Consider the following 16,075-nt stretch of genomic DNA (forward strand, 5'->3'; position numbering starts at 1 on the left):
CCCCACCCCCCCCGGGCTCTCCCCCCCGCCCCCCCCCGCCCCCCCCCCCCGCCCCCCCGCCGGCGGGGTGGCCCCGGCCGGCACAACCACTCCTTCCTACGTCTGCGGGAGACCTGCCACCGCATGTGGTGGGAGCGGGCCGCCGGTAAGCCGGTCGCGCGAGGGAGGGCGGGACTCGACACCGCTTGCGGTCCGGTCCGGTCCGTGCCGCCGCCGCGTGAGACCGGGCCGCCGCCGCGTGAGACCGGGCCGCCGCCGCGTGAGACCGGGACGGGGGAAATCCGAGCAAAGTGGCACCGGATCGGCGACCCGCATCGCATAATAAAAATAGCCCGCGCCACTTGCGTGACGCGGGCTCCGAACCATGTAGCCCCGACGGGATTCGAACCCGCGCTACCGCCTTGAGAGGGCGGCGTCCTAGGCCGCTAGACGACGGGGCCAGAACTTTGTCTTACCTGTCTTACTTGCCTTGCCTGTCTTACTTTGTCCTCCGAGGAGGACCGCTGAACTCTATCAGAGTCCAGCTACCGGCACCATCTGGTGTCGGTAGCTGGGGTACCAGGACTCGAACCTAGACTAACTGAACCAGAATCAGTTGGGCTGCCAATTACCCCATACCCCATCGGCGCTGCTTGCCGCGCCGAGAAAAGACTTTACCGGACCGGCTGGGAGAGGCCAAATCGGGTTATGCAATCCGGCCTCCACCAGCGGATGAGCAACCTTGACGGGCCGCCCGACGTGCCGTGTGGGCGGCTAGTTCAGAGCCACCACCGGGTTCGACAGCTCGCCGATCCCGTCGATCCGCACACTGACGGTATCCCCGTCGGTGAGCTCGCTAACCCCGGCCGGGGTGCCGGTCAGGATCACGTCACCGGGGAGCAGCGTCATCACATGTGAGATGTAGGACACCAGGGTCGGTACGTCGAAGACCATGTCCTTCGTACGCCCGATCTGACGTACCTCCATCTCGGCTGGATTGCGCCCCACCTCGCACCGGACCTCCACGTCGCTCACGTCGAGGTCGGTGACGATCCACGGACCGATCGGGCAGAACGAGTCGAAACCCTTCGCCCGGGTCCACTGACCGTCCGAGCGCTGCAAGTCCCGAGCGGTGACGTCGTTCGCACAGGTGTAGCCGAAAATCGCCTTCGCGGCGGCAGCCCGGTCGAGCCGACGGGCGCCGGTCACCCCGATCACCACCGCCAGTTCGGCCTCGTGCTCCACCTGCTTGGACTGGGTCGGTAGCCGGATCGCGTCGCGCGGCCCGATCACCGAGGTGGACGGTTTGAGGAAGAGCAGCGGCTCGGCGGGCACCTCGTTGCCGAGCTCGGCCGCGTGGTCGACGTAGTTACGTCCGACGGCGACCACCTTGCTGGGCAGGATCGGCGAGACGAGCCGTACGTCGGCCAAGGCCCAGCGGGCGTTGGTGAACCGGATCTCGCCGAACGGGTGCCCCTCGATCTCGGCCACCGTGAGGGCCTCGGGGCCGGCGTGCGGCTCACCCTCCACGACGCCGAACGACATTCCCTTGGCATGAGCAAAACGAACGATACGCACCTGGCCAATCTAGCCGTACCTGCGCTGATCCCACCGTATTGGCCACCGACGGTGACCGGCACAGCGCCGGCACGATACTCCAGCCTTTGCGGAGTCGGATGTGGTTCACACCTTCTAACACGATTGACCGACAGGCGGCTTAGCTTCAGGAAAGGGAGGTCTCGTTGTGATTTCTGCATCGACCCGACGACGCCTGACAGGCACAGTCATCGCCGGCTGCCTGCTCTCCACCGCCCTACCCGCCGGGAGCGTACGGGCCGCACCGTCCGCGGTGACGGTGGTGATGGCGAGCGGCGGGAGCAGCGCACCGATCTATCAGATCCTGGTGCACAACGGCACCACCAGCACCATCGACACCACCGTCCGCCAGGAACTGCCCCGGGGCATGACACCGACGTCGGTCAGCGACGGCGGCCAGACCAGCCAACCCACCGGGCAGACCGGCGGCACCGAGATCTCCTGGCGGCTCCAGCTCCCGCCGGGCGGCATGATGACCCTCAACACCGCTCTCCCCGCGACCCGTGTCCCGGTGAGCGCCCCGGCCTGCGCCTTCGCCGGCAACGGCGACATCCCGTTCGACTGTGCGAGCGCGACCTGGCAGGCCGCCGGCGCGGCGAAAATCGAGGACGCGGACCCGGCGATCTGGCAGCGGCCGGCGTACCTCTTCGGCGCCCTGGCGGTGCTGGTGCTGCTCCTGGTGGCCGGTCTCTGGTGGTGGCGCCGCCGGGTCCGCCGGCGGCTCGACCGCGAGAACGGGCCGGCGCCCGGTGGCAGCCGACCGGGTGGCCGCGCACCCGACGCCGCCACCAGCGTCGGCGGGCCACCCTTTCTCGACCGGCCACCGGTACTGGACCGCCCGCCGCCGGCACTCGCCCGGGGACTGGCCCGAGGCGTGGCCCGGATCCGACCCGGCGGTGACGGAGCCGAGGCGTGGCCGTCCCCGAGACGGACGCCGAGCGGGGAAATGCCGCCCGCGGCCCGACCGGCGACCGGCCGGGCCCCGGTCGACCAGAGCCGAGTCGGTGCCGGCACCCCGGCCGCACCGCCACCGGCCGCACCGCCACCGGGCGCACCGCCACCGGGCGCGACCCCGCCCGCACCACCGGACCCGTCCTCGGTCTGGGGGCCCGCACCACCAGGCGGCGGCCGGGAACCTGTGCTCTCCGCGACCGTCCCGGGCATGCCGGACGGGGTGCCGAACACGTACCTCTCCACCGGGACACCGACCGCACCACCGCGCGCGGCCGTACCGGGCCAGGTCAAGCGACGCATCGGACCGCCGGTCTGGGTGGTGGTGGGGCTCGCCACGGTGGTCGTCGCACTGGTCGCCGCGGCAGCGGCCCTGACCGCCACCGCCCGGGTCAGCGCCATCGACACCGGCAAGCAGCCGACCAGCGGCGCCTGGGTCGGCCGGACCACCAGCGGCGCGATCGGGGCCACGATGCGGGACGCCACCTTCGAGTTCACCCTCTACCGGGTCAACTGCGGGGCGGCGGTGCAACAACCCGCCGGCCCCCGCCCGGCCGGACAGCGCTGCCTGGCCACCCTCGCCGCCCGCAACGTCAGCAAGCAACCCCAACGCTGGTACGCCGCCTCACAGCGGGCGTACGGGCCGTCCGGCAACTGGGTCACCACGGACGAGCCCGCCACCCTGGCGCTCAACGGAGGGCGGGACATCTTCGCCGAGCCGGTACCGCCGAGCGAACGGATGCTCGTGCCGATCGTCTTCACCATGAGCGGGCCGGAGGCGCCGACCCGGGTCGAGTTACGCGGCTCGGTCTTCTCCGCCGGGGTGAGCATCCCGGTGACCTGACTCACACCCGTACCGTCCCGCTGCCTACGCTGACCGGATGACCGAGTCGTGGGAACCGACCGATGCGGGGGTGCTGCGGCTGCCGTCGGGCCGCCTGGTCCGGGGGCGGGGCCTACGCCGGCCGCTACCGCCCGGACCGGAGCCGACGTACGGGCTCTACCTGCTCGGCAAGCCGCCACCGTCGACGCCCTGGGAGAGCCGCTGGCTGCGCTGGCCCGACTTCCGGCTGCCGAGTGACCGGGCGCAGGCCCAGCGGGTGTTCGCCGAGATCTGGGAGCGGGCCGCCACCTCCCGGGTCGAGGTCGCCTGCGCTGGTGGCATGGGCCGAACCGGCACCGCGCTCGCCTGCCTCGCCGTGATCGACGGGGTTCCGGCCGGCGAGGCGGTGGAGTTCGTCCGGCGGCACTACGACCGGCACGCCGTCGAGACGCCCTGGCAGCGGCGTTACGTGCGGCGTTTCACCGCTGCGTAGGCTGGGCTGATGACCGCCCGCACCTCCGCCCGTACCGTCGTGCTCGACGCGACCACCTGGCGGGCCCGGCGGGCGGCCCACGAACACCGGGTGGACGCCTGGCTGGCGCCGCACCTGCGGCGGCGTCGCGACGGCGTCCGGCACCCGGTCGAGGATTTCCTCTTCACCTACTACTCGCACCGTCCGGCGCAGCTACGCCGGTGGCATCCGGGCGCGGGGGTGGTGCTGGCCGAGGCGGACCCGGAAGAATTCGGGCGGGACTACCTCGCCACGTCCGCCGGGGTCACCCTCGACACCGAGGCCGTACGCGCCCGCCGGGGCGACTCGATCGACTGGGTCCGCACCCTGCTGCGCCGCACGGCGGGGCGGCCGGCGCAGTTCGGCTGCTTCGGGATGCACGAGTGGGCGATGGTCTACCGCCAGACCCAGGACGAGGTACGCCACAACGCGTGGCCGCTGCGGCTGAGCCCGGAACAGACCGCGCAGACGGTGGAACGCAACGGGGTACGGTGCAGCCACTTCGACGCGTACCGGTTCTTCACCGCCCCGGCCCGGCCGCTCAACCTGCTCCAGCCGACCCGGGAGAGCCAGCACGACCTCGAACAGCCCGGCTGCCTGCACGGCAACATGGACCTCTACAAGTGGTCCTACAAGCTCTCCCCGCTGGTGCCGAGCGAGTTGGTCGCCGACGCCTTCGCCCTGGCCCGGGAGATCCGTACGCTCGACATGCGGGCCAGCCCGTACGATCTCGCCGCCCTCGGTTATCCCCCGGTGGCGGTGGAGACCCCCAACGGGCGGGCCGAGTACGCCGCCGCCCAGCGCGGCTTCGCCGAACGCGCCGCACCCCTGCGCGACCGCCTGCTCAGCGCTGTCGACAACGCGCTCGGCGCCCCCGACGCCTGATCCCCCGATCCGAGCCACGTCCGGGTCAGGGAACCCGCCAGCCACGAATTCGCATCTACCATTCCGGTGACTGCGACGGACGGGGACGGGCGATGGTCGGCACTGGACAGACCGATGGCGTGCCCGCATTGAGCGGCGGTGCCGAAACAATGATCGATCTCGGTACGGCCCGGGAGAGCCCCGATGTCGAGCCGAGCCAACCGTTGACCTGGCGCCGGCTCCGCCCGGTGGCGCTCACACTGGCGGCGGCACTGCTGCTCACCACCGGCGGGTCCGGTCCGCCGCCCGCGCCGGCACTGGTACGGGTCGCCGCCCTGCCCTACCGGCCGAGCATCCAACTCTTCGACCATCAGGGCTTCCTGCTCACCGAGGACCTGCTCCTCACCGCCACCCACGATCCGACCCGCGTCGACTGGCTGGTCGGGGCGTACGAACCGGAGCGGGGACGGGCGCTGTGGACGTACCGCCTCCCGGGGGGCCTGGAGAACACCCCGACGATGCGCCACCGGGCCGGTCTGGTCCTGCTCACCGGGGCACGGGTCGACGGCACGCCCGGTATGCGTACGGTCGCGCTCGACGCGCTCAGCGGTGCCGAACGCTGGTCCCTGCCACACCAGGTGCAGACGGTCTCCGACGCCGACCTCGCGCTCGCCGTCGACGACGTCTATCCCGCCGACGCCGCGATATCGGAGGACTCGGTGCCTGACGGGGGCGACGTCTACCTGGCGCCGTGGGGGCAGCGGTACGGCACACCACCGTCGGGGGTGCTCGTCGCCGGCATCACGCTGAGCAGCGGTACGGTCCGCTGGCGCTCGGGTCTGGTCGCGAGCGCCGCGACCGACGCCGGCAGCCGTTTCGGCGACCGGGGGCCGAGCGCCGCCGACCCGCAGGCGGGCCTGTTGGCCGTGCTGACCACCGGAGCTGTGGAGCTGTGGGACCCCCGTACGGGTGCGGTACGGCACCGTTTCCCGGCCGCCCTTCCCGACACCTACCCGCAGCTCGACCGGGATCTGCTGCTGGTGCAGCACACGGAGGACGAGGTGACGGCCTATTCCACGGTCGACTACCGCCGGCTGTGGGCGGCACCAGTGGCGCAGAACGGCGCCTTCGGGTTGTGCACCGCCACCGGGCTGATCTGCGACATGCCCCCGACGGAGCAGTGGGTCGTCGACCGGGCCACCGGTGCGCGGTTGTGGCAGATCCGCAAGCAGCATCAGCTTGTCGCCGCCCCCGGGCAGCTACTGGAGGTCGTCCCGGTCGACTGGGTCGATGCGCGTCCGGTACGGACGGTGGATCCGTTCACCGGTGAGTCCCGGATCGACCTGGCGGACTGGCGGACCGTCACGTCGGGTCGGGACGGGGCGTTCCTGCTCACCACCGGGAAGGTCGCTTCCGGGCCGACCTGGTTCGGTCTGCTCGGCCCGGAGGCGGCAGCCCCGGTCCCACTCGGGCGGGTGCCGGTCGGCGTCGGCGGCTGCCAACTCTCCACGACCGTGATCGCCTGCAACACCGCCCGGGACGGCCTGCACGTCTGGCGTTACCGTGCGGGGCTGCGGCGGTTGGACGAATGACCACAGCCGGTGGAGGGCGGATGGGAACCGACAACGCGGTGTTGATCGACCTCGGGTTGGACCGGGGCGAGTCGATCGCCGATGACGATGCCGGCACCGGTCGGTCGTGGTCGCGGCGGCGCAGACGTTGGGCCGCGCTGGCGGCCGGGGTGGCGCTGCTGCTCGTACCGGGTGCTTCGGCGGCGCCCGTGCCACCGCCGCTGGCCGAGGTCGCCACCCTGACCGTGGCGCCGGACCGCGGTTTCGTCCTCACCCGGGACCGGTTGTTCGTCGGGCTCACCGGTGCGGGCGGGATCGGACAGTACGTTTCGGCGTACGAGTCGGGCCGGGGGCGGTTGCTCTGGACGACCGGGTACGACCTGAGCACCAACGCGGGTGGTCTGGTCGAACAGGTCGGTGACGTGGTGCTGATCCGGGTCTTCCGCCACGGGGTCGCGTACACGACCGGGATCGACGCCGCCACGGGCGCGATCCGCTGGTCGGTCCCGGGTCAGGTGGAGGTGCTGGCCGACGGCCGCACGGGGATGACGTCGGAGGATGTCTTCGCCGCCGACGCCCGGCTGGTCGACCCGTCGCGCCCGGTGTCGAACGTCTACTACGACGCCCCGAGCGGCAGGTCCTACCTCGATCCGCCGGTGGGACAGGTGGTCCACCTGATCGATCTGGGGTCCGGTGCGCCGCTGTGGAACTCGGCGCCGCTCGGAATGGTCATATCGACCCGACTGCCGGTCGTCGCCGACCGACCGGACGCCGAGTCCATGCTGGTGGTGATGACCCCCGAGGGCCGGGTCGAGCTGCGGGAGGCCAGGACCGGCGTGGTCCGGCGGAGCCTGCCGGTGGTGGGACCGTGGACGCCGACGGTACGAATCGTCGGGGATCTGCTCCTGGTGCAGCGGGGGGCGAGCGACGTGACCGGGTACGCCCTCGACACGCTCACGCCACGGTGGACCCAGAAGCTCAGCCGCCAGAACGTGGTGGTCGCCGCCTGCGGTGAACATCCCTGCGTGCAGAACGAATCCGGTTCGTGGCCGCTGGACCCGGCCACCGGCGAGGAGACCGTGGCGGAAACCCCTCCGACGCGCACGCCCACGACGATCATCCTGCACAACGGTGGCCTGTCGATCGAGTTGGACATGGAGCACGGGGGGCTGCTCCGTACGGTCGATCCGGCGACCGGTGGAACGGTTGCCGGCCTTTCCGGCTGGAATTTCATGGCGTATGCGGCGGCGGACGGGCCGGTGCTGCTGACGCGCGGGACCGGTGCGGAGGGGCCGACCTGGTTCGGGCTGATCGAGCCGGGTGCGACCGAGGTGCGACTGCTCGGCCGGGTGCCGGGCCAGGCCCACGAATGCCAACTCGCGGCGAACGTCATCGCCTGCAAGGGCCGCCCCGACGTGATCCACCTCTGGCGCTACCGCCCCTGACCGACCACTTCTGTCGGGCTGTGGTCGTCTACTACCCCTCCAGGGGCAGTGGACGACCACAGCCCTCACGCTGCCTGGGTGGGGGCTGGGCAAGGTCGGCGCCCATCCCGTACGGGATCTGCGCGAGGACCGGCACCAGCTTGCCCAGGGCCGCCTGCACCTCGTCGGGACGGCTCTGTGGTGTGGCGCGGGCGATTCCCTGCAACGCCTCAAAGAACCGCTCGTCGTCGTGGGCTTCCACTGCGGCGCCAAGGTCATCGACATGCTTGCCAAGACCTCCACCAGACATCCTGGCGAGCCTAGCGCCGCAACACGGGGCACGTGGGCCCCCGTTTCGTCGGGTCAGCCGATCCCGGTCATCTGCCTGCGGTAGGCGCGCGGGGAGAGGCCGGTGGTGCGCTTGAACGCGACGCTGAAGGCGCTCTCCGACCCGTATCCCACGGTGCGGGCGATGGTGGCCACCGTCTCCTCGCCCCGCCGAATGCCGTCGACGGCGAGTTCGATCCGCCACGCGGTCAGATATTCGAGCGGACCTTGGCCGACGATGCCCTTGAAACGCGACGCGAGGGTGGAGCGGGAGACCGTGGCTACCCCGGCCAGTTCCGCCACGGTCCACGGGTGTGCGGGGCGGTCGTGCATCGCGCGCAGCGCGGGGGCGACGACCGGGTCCGACAGGCCGGCCAGCCAGCCTGTCGTGACGCCACGGGCGAGGTGCAGGCGCAGGATCCGGATCAGCATGACGAGAGCGAGGTGTTCGGCGGCCAACGTGCCGCCCATCGGCGCCTGCCGCAGTTCGGCGTCGATCTCGCCGACGGCCCAGTGCACGGTCGCGGCCTCGGGTGACGCGGCAGGAACGTGGATCACCGGTGGCAGGCTGGCCAGCAGGAGGGTGCCGGCCCGATCGCCGAGGGTGAACGCGCCGCCGATGAGGAACACGTCGTCGCCGTCGCCGACCCGGGCGACGCCGTCGACGGCTGCGGCAAAGAGCGGCGACGCCGGCTCCGGCCGGGTGTCGGGGTCACTCGCCAGGGTGAACGCGCGCGGAAGGGTCAGCAGGAAGCAGTCTCCCTCCGTCAGGCTGACCGGGTCGGGCAGGCCGTCGACCCGGAGCAGGCAGCGACCGCGCCGTACGGCGTTGAACTTCACCCCGGTCGGCGGATCGAACCGGACCGCCCAGCGCCCACCGGCGGCCATGGCGGTGGAGATCTGGCTGGTGGCGCCGAGCAGCGCCAGCACATCCTCCAACGGATCCACGAACACCTCGATCTGGACTCTCACTAAAGAGCGACGGACTCCAGACTATAGGCAGTCCGAGACTCACGCTCCTAACGTCGTGGTCATGGCAGCTACCTCGCGTGTGACCACCCCGTTCACTGCCCGTACCACCGCCGCCGAGATCCTCGACGGTGTCGACCTCACCGGGCGTCGCATGATCGTCACCGGTGGCGCCTCCGGCATCGGCACCGAGACCACCCGGGCCCTGGCCGGTGCCGGCGCGGAGGTCACCGTCGCCACCCGCGACCCGGGCCGGGCCGCTGCACTCGTCGAGGAGTTCGCCGGTTCCGGTCCCGGCAGCGTACGCGCGGCAGCGCTCGACCTGGCCGACCTGGCATCGGTCGACGCCTTCGTCGCCGACTGGGAGGGTCCACTCCACGCGCTCGTCGGCAACGCCGGAATCATGGCGATTCCCACCCGCCAGTTGACCCCGGTGGGTTGGGAGCTCCAACTCGCCACCAACTACCTCGGTCACTTCGCGCTCGCTCGTGGCCTGCACGACAACCTCCGCGACGCCGGTGCGGCCCGGGTGGTGCTGATCGGCTCCGGAGCGCACCTGCGGGAGGAGTTCGACTTCGACGACCCGCAGTTCGAGCGTCGGCCGTACAACTGCTGGGTTGCCTACGGCCAGTCGAAGACCGCCGAGGTCCTGCTCGCGGTCGGCATCGCCCAGCGCTGGGCGGCGGACGGGATCACCGCCAACGCGCTCAACCCCGGCTACATCATCACCGAGCTGCAACGCCACATGGACGAAGAGTCGCTGCGCAGGTTCGGGGCGTTGGACGAGGCGGGAAACCGAGTCACGCCGTCGTACTACAAGACGCCGGCCCAGGGTGCGGCGACCACGGTCCTGCTGGCCGCGTCGCCACTGGTGGAGACCGCCACCGGCCGCTACTTCGACGACAACCAGGAAGCGGAGGTGGTCACCGACAAGGAGGCCCCGGGCGGGGTGGCCGCGCACGCCCTGGACCCGGCCACCGCCGACCGACTCTGGACCTACGCCGAGCAGGCGCTGACGTCGCGCTGACCCGACCCCGCCCGGCGCAGGCCCGGGCGCAGGCCCGGGCGGTGGTTAGGAAGGGCCCCTTCCTCTACCGAATGCGATAACAAGGGGCCCTTCCTTACCGGAGTTAGGGGTGGCGGGCGGGCACGGTGGTCACGAACGCCAGCCAGGCGTCCGGACCGAAGGCCAGGGTGCCACCGTCACGATCCTTCGTGTCCCGTACGAACACCTGCCCCGGCAGGTTGTCCGCTACCTCGACACACGCTCCGCCTTGACTGTTGCTGCGGCTGCTCTTACGCCACTCGGCGCCGGTCAGGTCCATGTCTCTGCACCTACTCCCGTGGTGAAGGGAACAAACTGTCAACGGTGTCGTACAACAGGGCCGGGAGAAAAGCTACGGGCGGCGGGCGGGCACGTCGGTCACGAACGCCAGCCAGGCGTCCGGACCGAAGGCCAGGGTGCCACCGTCACGATCCTTCGTGTCCCGTACGAACACCCGCCCCGGCAGGTTGCCCGCCACCTCAACGCAGTTGCCACCCTGGCTGTTGCTGCGACTGCTCTTACGCCACTCGGCGCCGGTCAGGTCCATGTCTCCGCCACTTCCGATATCAACTCAACGGACTGCTGATGGGGCAGGGCCTCGCCCCGGATGGACTCCCACACCTGCACAGCGTGCTTCACGTCCTCGGCGCGGTCGGAGGTCTGTCCGGGAAGTTGGCACTCCGCATAGACGACATCCTCTCCGACCGGCGGCGTGGCGATCACGAAGGGGCCATCCAGGCCAGCGTACGCACCGACGGACGCCGGGACGACGTGGATTCGGACCCGGGGCAGGGAGGCCCCGACCTTGGCCAGGTGTTGGAGCTGCTCGCGCATCACGGCGGGTCCGCCGACCATCCGGCGCAGCACGAACTCGTCGATGACGACGGTGAGCAGGGGTGGCTTCTCCCGGGTCAGGATCTCCTGCCGTTCCAGGCGCGCGAAGACCTGCTGCGCGATCTCCTCCTCGGAGATCAGGCCCGAGGAGGCGAGCACGGCGCGCATGTATGCCTCGGTCTGGAGCAGGCCGGGCACGTAGAGCGGCTCGAAGCCGCGTAGGGCGGTGGCCTCCGCCTCGATCCCGGCCCACTCGCGGAACCAGGCGACCATCGTGTCCCGGCTGATCAGCCGCTGGATGCGGGCGAAGAAGCCGCCCGTGTCGAAGACCGTGTCACAGCGACGGGCGAAGTCGGCGCTCGGCCGGCGGTCGCCGTTCTCGATCTTGCCGACGAGCGCGGTCGAATAGTTGATCTCCTCGGCGAGATCCTGTTGGGACATTTCGGCGGCGGCGCGAGCCACGCGTAACTCTTCGCCAAAGTGCTCAAGCATTGGTGATCTTTGCACGGACATCCTCCGGACAAGTAGCCGACGTGTGGATCACACCCCGCTACGCGGTTGGGGTCGATGTGTTGCCGCTTCGAAGGTAGTGAGTGCGGCAGCAGAATGTCACTAGTGGAACCGCTCGAATCCATCGGCAAATGGAAAGGACGGGCGGAACTGCGGGGCCGCCCCCGGGCTCCCCACCCGCCTTCCCCGGGGCGGCCCCTTCCACAATCGAGAGAACGGAGACTGCGGAATGCACGTCGAGAACCCCGGCCCCGCCGAGTCGTCCGACGAATCCACGTCGGAGAGCACGCCGGAGAGCACGCCGGAGAGCACGCCGGAATTCGCGCCGCGCGAGATGACGACCGCGCTGCCACCGAAGCCCGTGCCGCGAAAGCGCCCGACCAACCAGGGACGGGGGTACGGCACCCCGTCGACCGTCCCCCTGGAACTCTTCGCGGTCGGCGTCTCGGGACGGGTACGCCGAAACCCGAACTGGTCGGCGTGACGGCTGGTCGGCGTACCCGGATGAGAGCGCACGTGCCGATGCGGCCGACCTGGCGGTGCCGGGCCTGCGTGGCCGATTGGCCGTGCGGCCCGGCCCGGTTGGCGCTGCTGCACGAGTTCCGCGGCCAACGGATCGCGCTCTGCCTCTATCTCTCCGGGCAGTACGTGGACGCCCTCAAGGACTTCGCCGAGTACGCGCCGAACACCTCCACGAAGGGGTTGTACGAACGCTTCGTCGGCTGGCCGCCGATCCCCCGACTGTGAGCCGCAGTGCTCCGGGAAATCGCACCGGCGGACCGTTTCACCATCACCGGGACAGACGGTCTGCGGCGTGAGATCTATCTGTTGTGAGAAATGCCGGGGAGGAATGCAAGCGTGGACGAGGACGATCTGAGCGTTCCGCACCGCCCCGACACCGGATGGCTGTGCGCTGATTGCACCCGACCGTGGCCGTGCCTGGTCTTCCGGGGTCGACTGCGCATTCTCTATCACCGCGAGCCGACCAAACTCGTGACCTTCATGGAGCACTTCCGGGAACGGGCGGCCGGGGAGCTGACCGATCTCAGCCCGGCCCAGATCGAGGCCCGCTTCCTCGGTTGGATCTCCGAACCGCCGCCGCGCCGCCGACTCCGCTCGATCTGAGCGCGACCTCGGACGCACCGATGGCGATCGTCAGGCTGTGGCCGTCTCTTACCCCTCCAGGGGTGACAGACGGCCACAGCCCGGGGCCTGGAGGGCACGGGCGGGGCGGCACGGGTGGGCGACAATGCCCGGAGAACGACGACAGCCTGGAACGACGACAGCCTGGGAGGAAATGTGACTACTCGTCCACGGATGTTCGTCTCCGGGATCGTGCTCGACTCACCCGACGCCCAGGAGTTGGCCGCGTTCTACCAGCGGCTCCTGGGCTGGCGGGTGGAGCAGGACGAGCCGGACTGGGTGAAGCTGGCCGCACCGGGCGGCGGTGCCGGGCTGTCGTTCCAGACCGAGTCGGCGTACGCACGACCGACCTGGCCCGCCGGCCCGGGCGACCAGCAGATGATGCAGCACCTCGACATCGAGGTGGACGACCTGGAGAGCGCCGGGGCGCACGCGGTGGCCGCCGGGGCGACCCTCGCGGACTTCCAACCGCAGGAGGACGTACGGGTCTATCTTGACCCGGCCGGCCACCCGTTCTGCCTCTTCGTCAACGACGGACCGGGGCTCCACCCGTCGCCGGTTGACCCGGTTGACCCGTGGGCCGTTCCGGAATCCGGGCGATCCGGTTCAGCACCCGCTTGAGTCGTGGCGCCATCGGTCGCTCCACCAGTGCGTGGATCGCGTACGCCAACACGCACATCGCCAGAATCAGCGCCGCGACCAGCACCCACTTCATCCCCCGGTACGGCTCCAGTCTCGGGCCGATCCAGGCGAGCACCACGAACCCGATGTGTGCGTGCACAAGATAGAGCGGGTACGTCAGCGACCCGGCGAACGAGAACCACGGCCGCCCCAGCGGCGAGGTCGCCTTCAACGCGATCAACAGCATGATCATGAAGATGGCCCAGATGACGCCGATGATCACCCACTGGTGGAAGTCGGTCTTGTACCGGTCGGCGACGTCGGCCGCGAACCCGAGACCCCGGTAAACCGCGTTCGCGTACGACAGCAGCAGGATCGCGGCCAGCTCCCAGCTCATGCCGAACCGGTAGACCAGGCCCAACGCCATCCCGGCGATGAAATAGTGCGAGAACGTGGTCTGGAGCAGCAGGTCCGCCGCACCCGGCAGCAGCCCGAGTTCCATCAGCCCGGTCAGTGCCAACCAGCCCCAGAGCGCGAGCAGCACCCGGCGCTGGGTCAACCCGATCAGCGCCAGCAGGAACACGACCAGGTAGAACCGGATCTCGGCCCAGAGCGTCCAGTAGACGACGTCGATGTTCTCGACGTTCACCGCCGCGTTGAACATGGTCAGGTTCGCCAGATACTGGAAGAGGCTCACCGGGAACTTGCTGGAGACGAGGCTGACCAAGGCGGTCAGCGTGACCGCGACCCAGAACGCCGGATAGAGGCGGACGATCCGGGAGACGACGAACTGCTGCGGCGTACGCCCCCAGGCGCTCAGCAGCACGACGAAACCGCTGATCACGAAGAAGAGGTCAACACCGAGATAGCCGTACCGGCTGAACTCCCCGAGCAGCGGGAACGTCACCGGACTCACGCCCTGCATCCAGGCCGAGAAGGTGTAGTGGAAGACGACGACAGCGAGCGCGGCGATGATCCGCAGCAGGTCAACCTCGTAGAGCCGCTGCCTCACGACAGGGCCACGGGGCCGTAACGGGTGCTGTCCGCACCGGTGCTCAACGCCCAGTAACGGTCGCCGAACGACCAGTGCCACCACTCCGTCGGGTAGTTGACCATGCCGGCGGCGGAGAGCGCGGCGGAGAGGATGTCGCGGTTGACCCGCGCCTGCGCCGAGATGTCCGGCGAGGCGGTGAAGCAGGCGTTGGCGCTGGCCACCGGGCTGTCGTTGACGGCCGTACCCATGTCCAGCTCGACCCCGTCGGCGGTGCAGAGGGTCAGGTCGGCGGTGCCGCCGGTGCTGTGCGGGGCGACGTCGGGCGGGGAGACGTACTTGCTCGCCTCCACGTGCACCCGGGCCGGTTCCCAGTCGGGGTACTTCATCCGCAGCTCGTCCTTGTAACCCTCGAAGTAGGTCGTCTGGAGGTCCAACGGCCGGTAGCCCTCGACGATCAGCAGCCGCAGCCCACCGGGAAGGCTCCGCTGGGCGGTCAGCAGCCGCGCCAGGGTCTCCTCCCGCAGGTGCGCGTACGCCCCGGCCGGGTCGGCCAGGCGCTCGTCCACCAGCAACTCGTCGACCTGACGGAGGTCGACGAGCTGCTCACCATTGTCACCGAGCGGAATGGCCGAGATGCGGGGGTCGGACAGAAGGATCATGCCCCGTACCGCCCAGCGGCGTCGATCAGCGCCGTCGCCACCGCAGCGGCGGCGTCCGGACGACCATGCTGGCGGGCGGTGTCGGCCATCTGCCGACGGTAGTCGGGGTGGTCGAGCAGCATCATGATCTCCTCACGTAGGCGGTCGGGGGTGGCATCGGGACCGGCGAGCATCCGGGCCGCACCCGACTCGGCGAGATGCCGGGCGGTGCGCCGCTGCTCGTCACCGCCGGTCGGGATGAGCGGGATGAAGACGCACGCCTTGCCGAGAGCGGTGAGTTCGGCGACCGTACCGGCACCACTGCGGGCCACGACGATGTCGGCGGCGGCGAGCACGTCCGGCATCTCGTCGTGGACGTAGTCCACCACCCGGTAACGGGCGCGCAGGTGCTCGGGCAGCCCGTCGGCGACCTGCCGCATCCGGTCGAAGGAGTACTCGCCGCACTGGTGCAGCACCTGACACTTCGACAGCAGGTCCGGCAGGATCTCGGCGACCAGGTTGTTCACCTGTACGGCCCCCTGGGCGCCGCCGGTGACGTAGAGCAACGGCAGGTTCGGGTCGAGGCCGAACGCGGCCAACGCCCGGTTCCGGTCCCCGGCCAGGATCTCGGGGCGGATCGGGTTGCCGGTCACCACCGCGCGCGACTGCGCCCGCTTCGGCAGGTGGTCGACCGAGGACTCGTGGCTGAGCAGGACCGTCGTGGCGATCTGGGCCAGGATGCGGTTCGCCAACCCCAGGGTGAGGATCTGCTCGTGCATGACCAGCGGGCGGCGGGTCAGCCAGGCCGCGACGCCGATCGGCACGCAGACGTAGCCGCCGGTGGAGAGGACCACCGCCGGCCGGGTCCGCACCACGATCATGATCGCCTGGAGTACGCCGAACGGGATGCGGAACATGTCAGTGAAGTTGCGCCACAGCTCGTTGAGGTTCGGTGAGCGGCGCAGCTTCCCGGTGGTGATCGCCTTGAACGGGATGCCCTCCTGGCGGGCGATCTTCGCTTCGAGCCCGTGCGAGACACCGACCCAGAGCAGTTCCGGTTCGGTGCCGGCCACGGCGAGCCGGGAACGCAGCGTACGGATGGTGGTCAGCGCCGGGTAGGTGTGCCCGCCCGTCCCACCACCGGTGACCACCACTCGGATCTTGCGGAGACGCTCCGCGGTGTAGATGACCATTGCCTTTACCGTCTGCCCATCTCGATCGGCCGTCGATTGTGGACGGTGCCGCGCCGTGGGGCACGGCACCGTCGAATCACGG

General features: G+C 70.3%; 18 protein-coding genes, 2 tRNA genes and 1 pseudogene. 10 read left to right on the forward strand and 11 right to left on the reverse strand.

Annotated features, from left to right (window positions below; translation table 11 throughout):
* Positions 1-367: 367 nt before the first annotated feature.
* The 3 genes from ACIBF5_RS16275 to ACIBF5_RS16285 form a co-directional block, all read right to left on the reverse strand.
* Positions 368-440: transfer RNA gene (locus ACIBF5_RS16275), tRNA-Glu, on the reverse strand.
* Between the two features lie 110 nt (positions 441-550).
* Positions 551-622: transfer RNA gene (locus ACIBF5_RS16280), tRNA-Gln, on the reverse strand.
* Between the two features lie 131 nt (positions 623-753).
* Positions 754-1,557, reverse strand: coding sequence for a fumarylacetoacetate hydrolase family protein (locus ACIBF5_RS16285; protein WP_396812267.1), 804 nt, complete (start codon positions 1,555-1,557; stop codon positions 754-756).
* Between the two features lie 166 nt (positions 1,558-1,723).
* Between ACIBF5_RS16285 and ACIBF5_RS16290 the strand changes: the two genes are divergently transcribed.
* The 5 genes from ACIBF5_RS16290 to ACIBF5_RS16310 all read left to right on the forward strand — a co-directional run bounded on the left by ACIBF5_RS16290 (position 1,724) and on the right by ACIBF5_RS16310 (position 7,740).
* On the forward strand, positions 1,724-3,370 hold the full coding sequence (locus ACIBF5_RS16290; RefSeq protein ID WP_396812269.1) for a hypothetical protein: 1,647 nt from the start codon (positions 1,724-1,726) through the stop codon (positions 3,368-3,370).
* A gap of 37 nt (positions 3,371-3,407) precedes the next feature.
* Entirely contained in the window at positions 3,408-3,842 is a 435-nt protein-coding gene (locus tag ACIBF5_RS16295) for a protein-tyrosine phosphatase family protein (protein WP_396812271.1), read from the forward strand.
* A 9-nt stretch (positions 3,843-3,851) separates the two neighbouring features.
* Positions 3,852-4,745: a 3-methyladenine DNA glycosylase gene (locus tag ACIBF5_RS16300; RefSeq protein WP_396812274.1), complete on the forward strand. Its 894-nt coding sequence runs from the start codon at positions 3,852-3,854 to the stop codon at positions 4,743-4,745.
* A 92-nt stretch (positions 4,746-4,837) separates the two neighbouring features.
* Positions 4,838-6,316 carry a PQQ-binding-like beta-propeller repeat protein gene (locus ACIBF5_RS16305; protein ID WP_396812275.1) on the forward strand — a complete coding sequence of 493 codons (1,479 nt, stop codon included), beginning with the start codon at positions 4,838-4,840 and terminating at the stop codon, positions 6,314-6,316.
* 20 nt (positions 6,317-6,336) lie between these two features.
* Positions 6,337-7,740 carry a hypothetical protein gene (locus ACIBF5_RS16310; RefSeq protein ID WP_396812277.1) on the forward strand — a complete coding sequence of 468 codons (1,404 nt, stop codon included), beginning with the start codon at positions 6,337-6,339 and terminating at the stop codon, positions 7,738-7,740.
* Between the two features lie 31 nt (positions 7,741-7,771).
* On the opposite strand, the gene ACIBF5_RS16315 is transcribed toward ACIBF5_RS16310, so the two are convergent.
* Both ACIBF5_RS16315 and ACIBF5_RS16320 read right to left on the reverse strand, forming a co-directional pair.
* Positions 7,772-8,029 (reverse strand): hypothetical protein, encoded by a 258-nt coding sequence (locus ACIBF5_RS16315; RefSeq protein ID WP_396812279.1) that lies wholly within the window; start codon positions 8,027-8,029, stop codon positions 7,772-7,774.
* A 53-nt stretch (positions 8,030-8,082) separates the two neighbouring features.
* On the reverse strand, positions 8,083-9,018 hold the full coding sequence (locus tag ACIBF5_RS16320) for an AraC family transcriptional regulator (protein ID WP_396812280.1): 936 nt from the start codon (positions 9,016-9,018) through the stop codon (positions 8,083-8,085).
* Positions 9,019-9,079: 61 nt separating this feature from the next.
* Between ACIBF5_RS16320 and ACIBF5_RS16325 the strand changes: the two genes are divergently transcribed.
* A complete protein-coding gene (locus ACIBF5_RS16325) occupies positions 9,080-10,042 on the forward strand; it encodes an SDR family NAD(P)-dependent oxidoreductase (protein WP_396812282.1) in 963 nt (320 codons plus the stop codon).
* 103 nt (positions 10,043-10,145) lie between these two features.
* Here the strand turns inward: ACIBF5_RS16325 and ACIBF5_RS16330 are convergent, their stop codons facing one another.
* The 3 genes from ACIBF5_RS16330 to ACIBF5_RS16340 form a co-directional block, all read right to left on the reverse strand.
* Positions 10,146-10,340, reverse strand: coding sequence for a DUF397 domain-containing protein (locus ACIBF5_RS16330; protein WP_396812284.1), 195 nt, complete (start codon positions 10,338-10,340; stop codon positions 10,146-10,148).
* Positions 10,341-10,412: 72 nt separating this feature from the next.
* Positions 10,413-10,607: a DUF397 domain-containing protein gene (locus ACIBF5_RS16335; RefSeq protein WP_396812286.1), complete on the reverse strand. Its 195-nt coding sequence runs from the start codon at positions 10,605-10,607 to the stop codon at positions 10,413-10,415.
* Positions 10,598-11,386, reverse strand: a complete 789-nt coding sequence (locus tag ACIBF5_RS16340; RefSeq protein WP_396812288.1) for a Scr1 family TA system antitoxin-like transcriptional regulator — start codon at positions 11,384-11,386, stop codon at positions 10,598-10,600. Before ACIBF5_RS16340 ends, ACIBF5_RS16335 begins: the two co-directional genes overlap by 10 nt.
* Positions 11,387-11,633: 247 nt before the next feature.
* Here ACIBF5_RS16340 and ACIBF5_RS16345 point away from each other — a divergent pair, with 247 nt between their 5' ends.
* From ACIBF5_RS16345 to ACIBF5_RS16360, 4 genes and pseudogenes are all read left to right on the forward strand, one after another.
* Positions 11,634-11,888 carry a hypothetical protein gene (locus ACIBF5_RS16345; protein WP_396812290.1) on the forward strand — a complete coding sequence of 85 codons (255 nt, stop codon included), beginning with the start codon at positions 11,634-11,636 and terminating at the stop codon, positions 11,886-11,888.
* 20 nt (positions 11,889-11,908) lie between these two features.
* The gene (locus tag ACIBF5_RS16350) at positions 11,909-12,151 is read left to right on the forward strand and encodes a flavin reductase (RefSeq protein WP_396812292.1); all 243 of its coding nucleotides are present in this window, start codon (positions 11,909-11,911) and stop codon (positions 12,149-12,151) included.
* 111 nt (positions 12,152-12,262) lie between these two features.
* Positions 12,263-12,529 carry a hypothetical protein gene (locus ACIBF5_RS16355; protein ID WP_396812294.1) on the forward strand — a complete coding sequence of 89 codons (267 nt, stop codon included), beginning with the start codon at positions 12,263-12,265 and terminating at the stop codon, positions 12,527-12,529.
* A 192-nt stretch (positions 12,530-12,721) separates the two neighbouring features.
* Positions 12,722-13,075, forward strand: a pseudogene (locus ACIBF5_RS16360) (VOC family protein); the annotation flags it as partial.
* Here the strand turns inward: ACIBF5_RS16360 and ACIBF5_RS16365 are convergent.
* From ACIBF5_RS16365 to ACIBF5_RS16375, 3 genes are read right to left on the reverse strand one after another with little or no spacing between them, the layout of a single operon-like run.
* Positions 13,074-14,264 carry an acyltransferase family protein gene (locus ACIBF5_RS16365; RefSeq protein ID WP_396812297.1) on the reverse strand — a complete coding sequence of 397 codons (1,191 nt, stop codon included), beginning with the start codon at positions 14,262-14,264 and terminating at the stop codon, positions 13,074-13,076. The pseudogene ACIBF5_RS16360 and the gene ACIBF5_RS16365 overlap by 2 nt on opposite strands.
* Positions 14,177-14,821, reverse strand: coding sequence for a M15 family metallopeptidase (locus tag ACIBF5_RS16370; protein ID WP_396812299.1), 645 nt, complete (start codon positions 14,819-14,821; stop codon positions 14,177-14,179). Before ACIBF5_RS16370 ends, ACIBF5_RS16365 begins: the two co-directional genes overlap by 88 nt.
* On the reverse strand, positions 14,818-15,993 hold the full coding sequence (locus ACIBF5_RS16375; protein ID WP_396812301.1) for a UDP-N-acetylglucosamine--N-acetylmuramyl-(pentapeptide) pyrophosphoryl-undecaprenol N-acetylglucosamine transferase: 1,176 nt from the start codon (positions 15,991-15,993) through the stop codon (positions 14,818-14,820). The genes ACIBF5_RS16370 and ACIBF5_RS16375 overlap by 4 nt, the downstream gene beginning before the upstream one ends.
* Positions 15,994-16,075 lie beyond the last annotated feature (82 nt).

The organism is Micromonospora sp. NPDC050417, from assembly GCF_044458865.1.
GTDB lineage: Bacteria > Actinomycetota > Actinomycetes > Mycobacteriales > Micromonosporaceae > Micromonospora_G.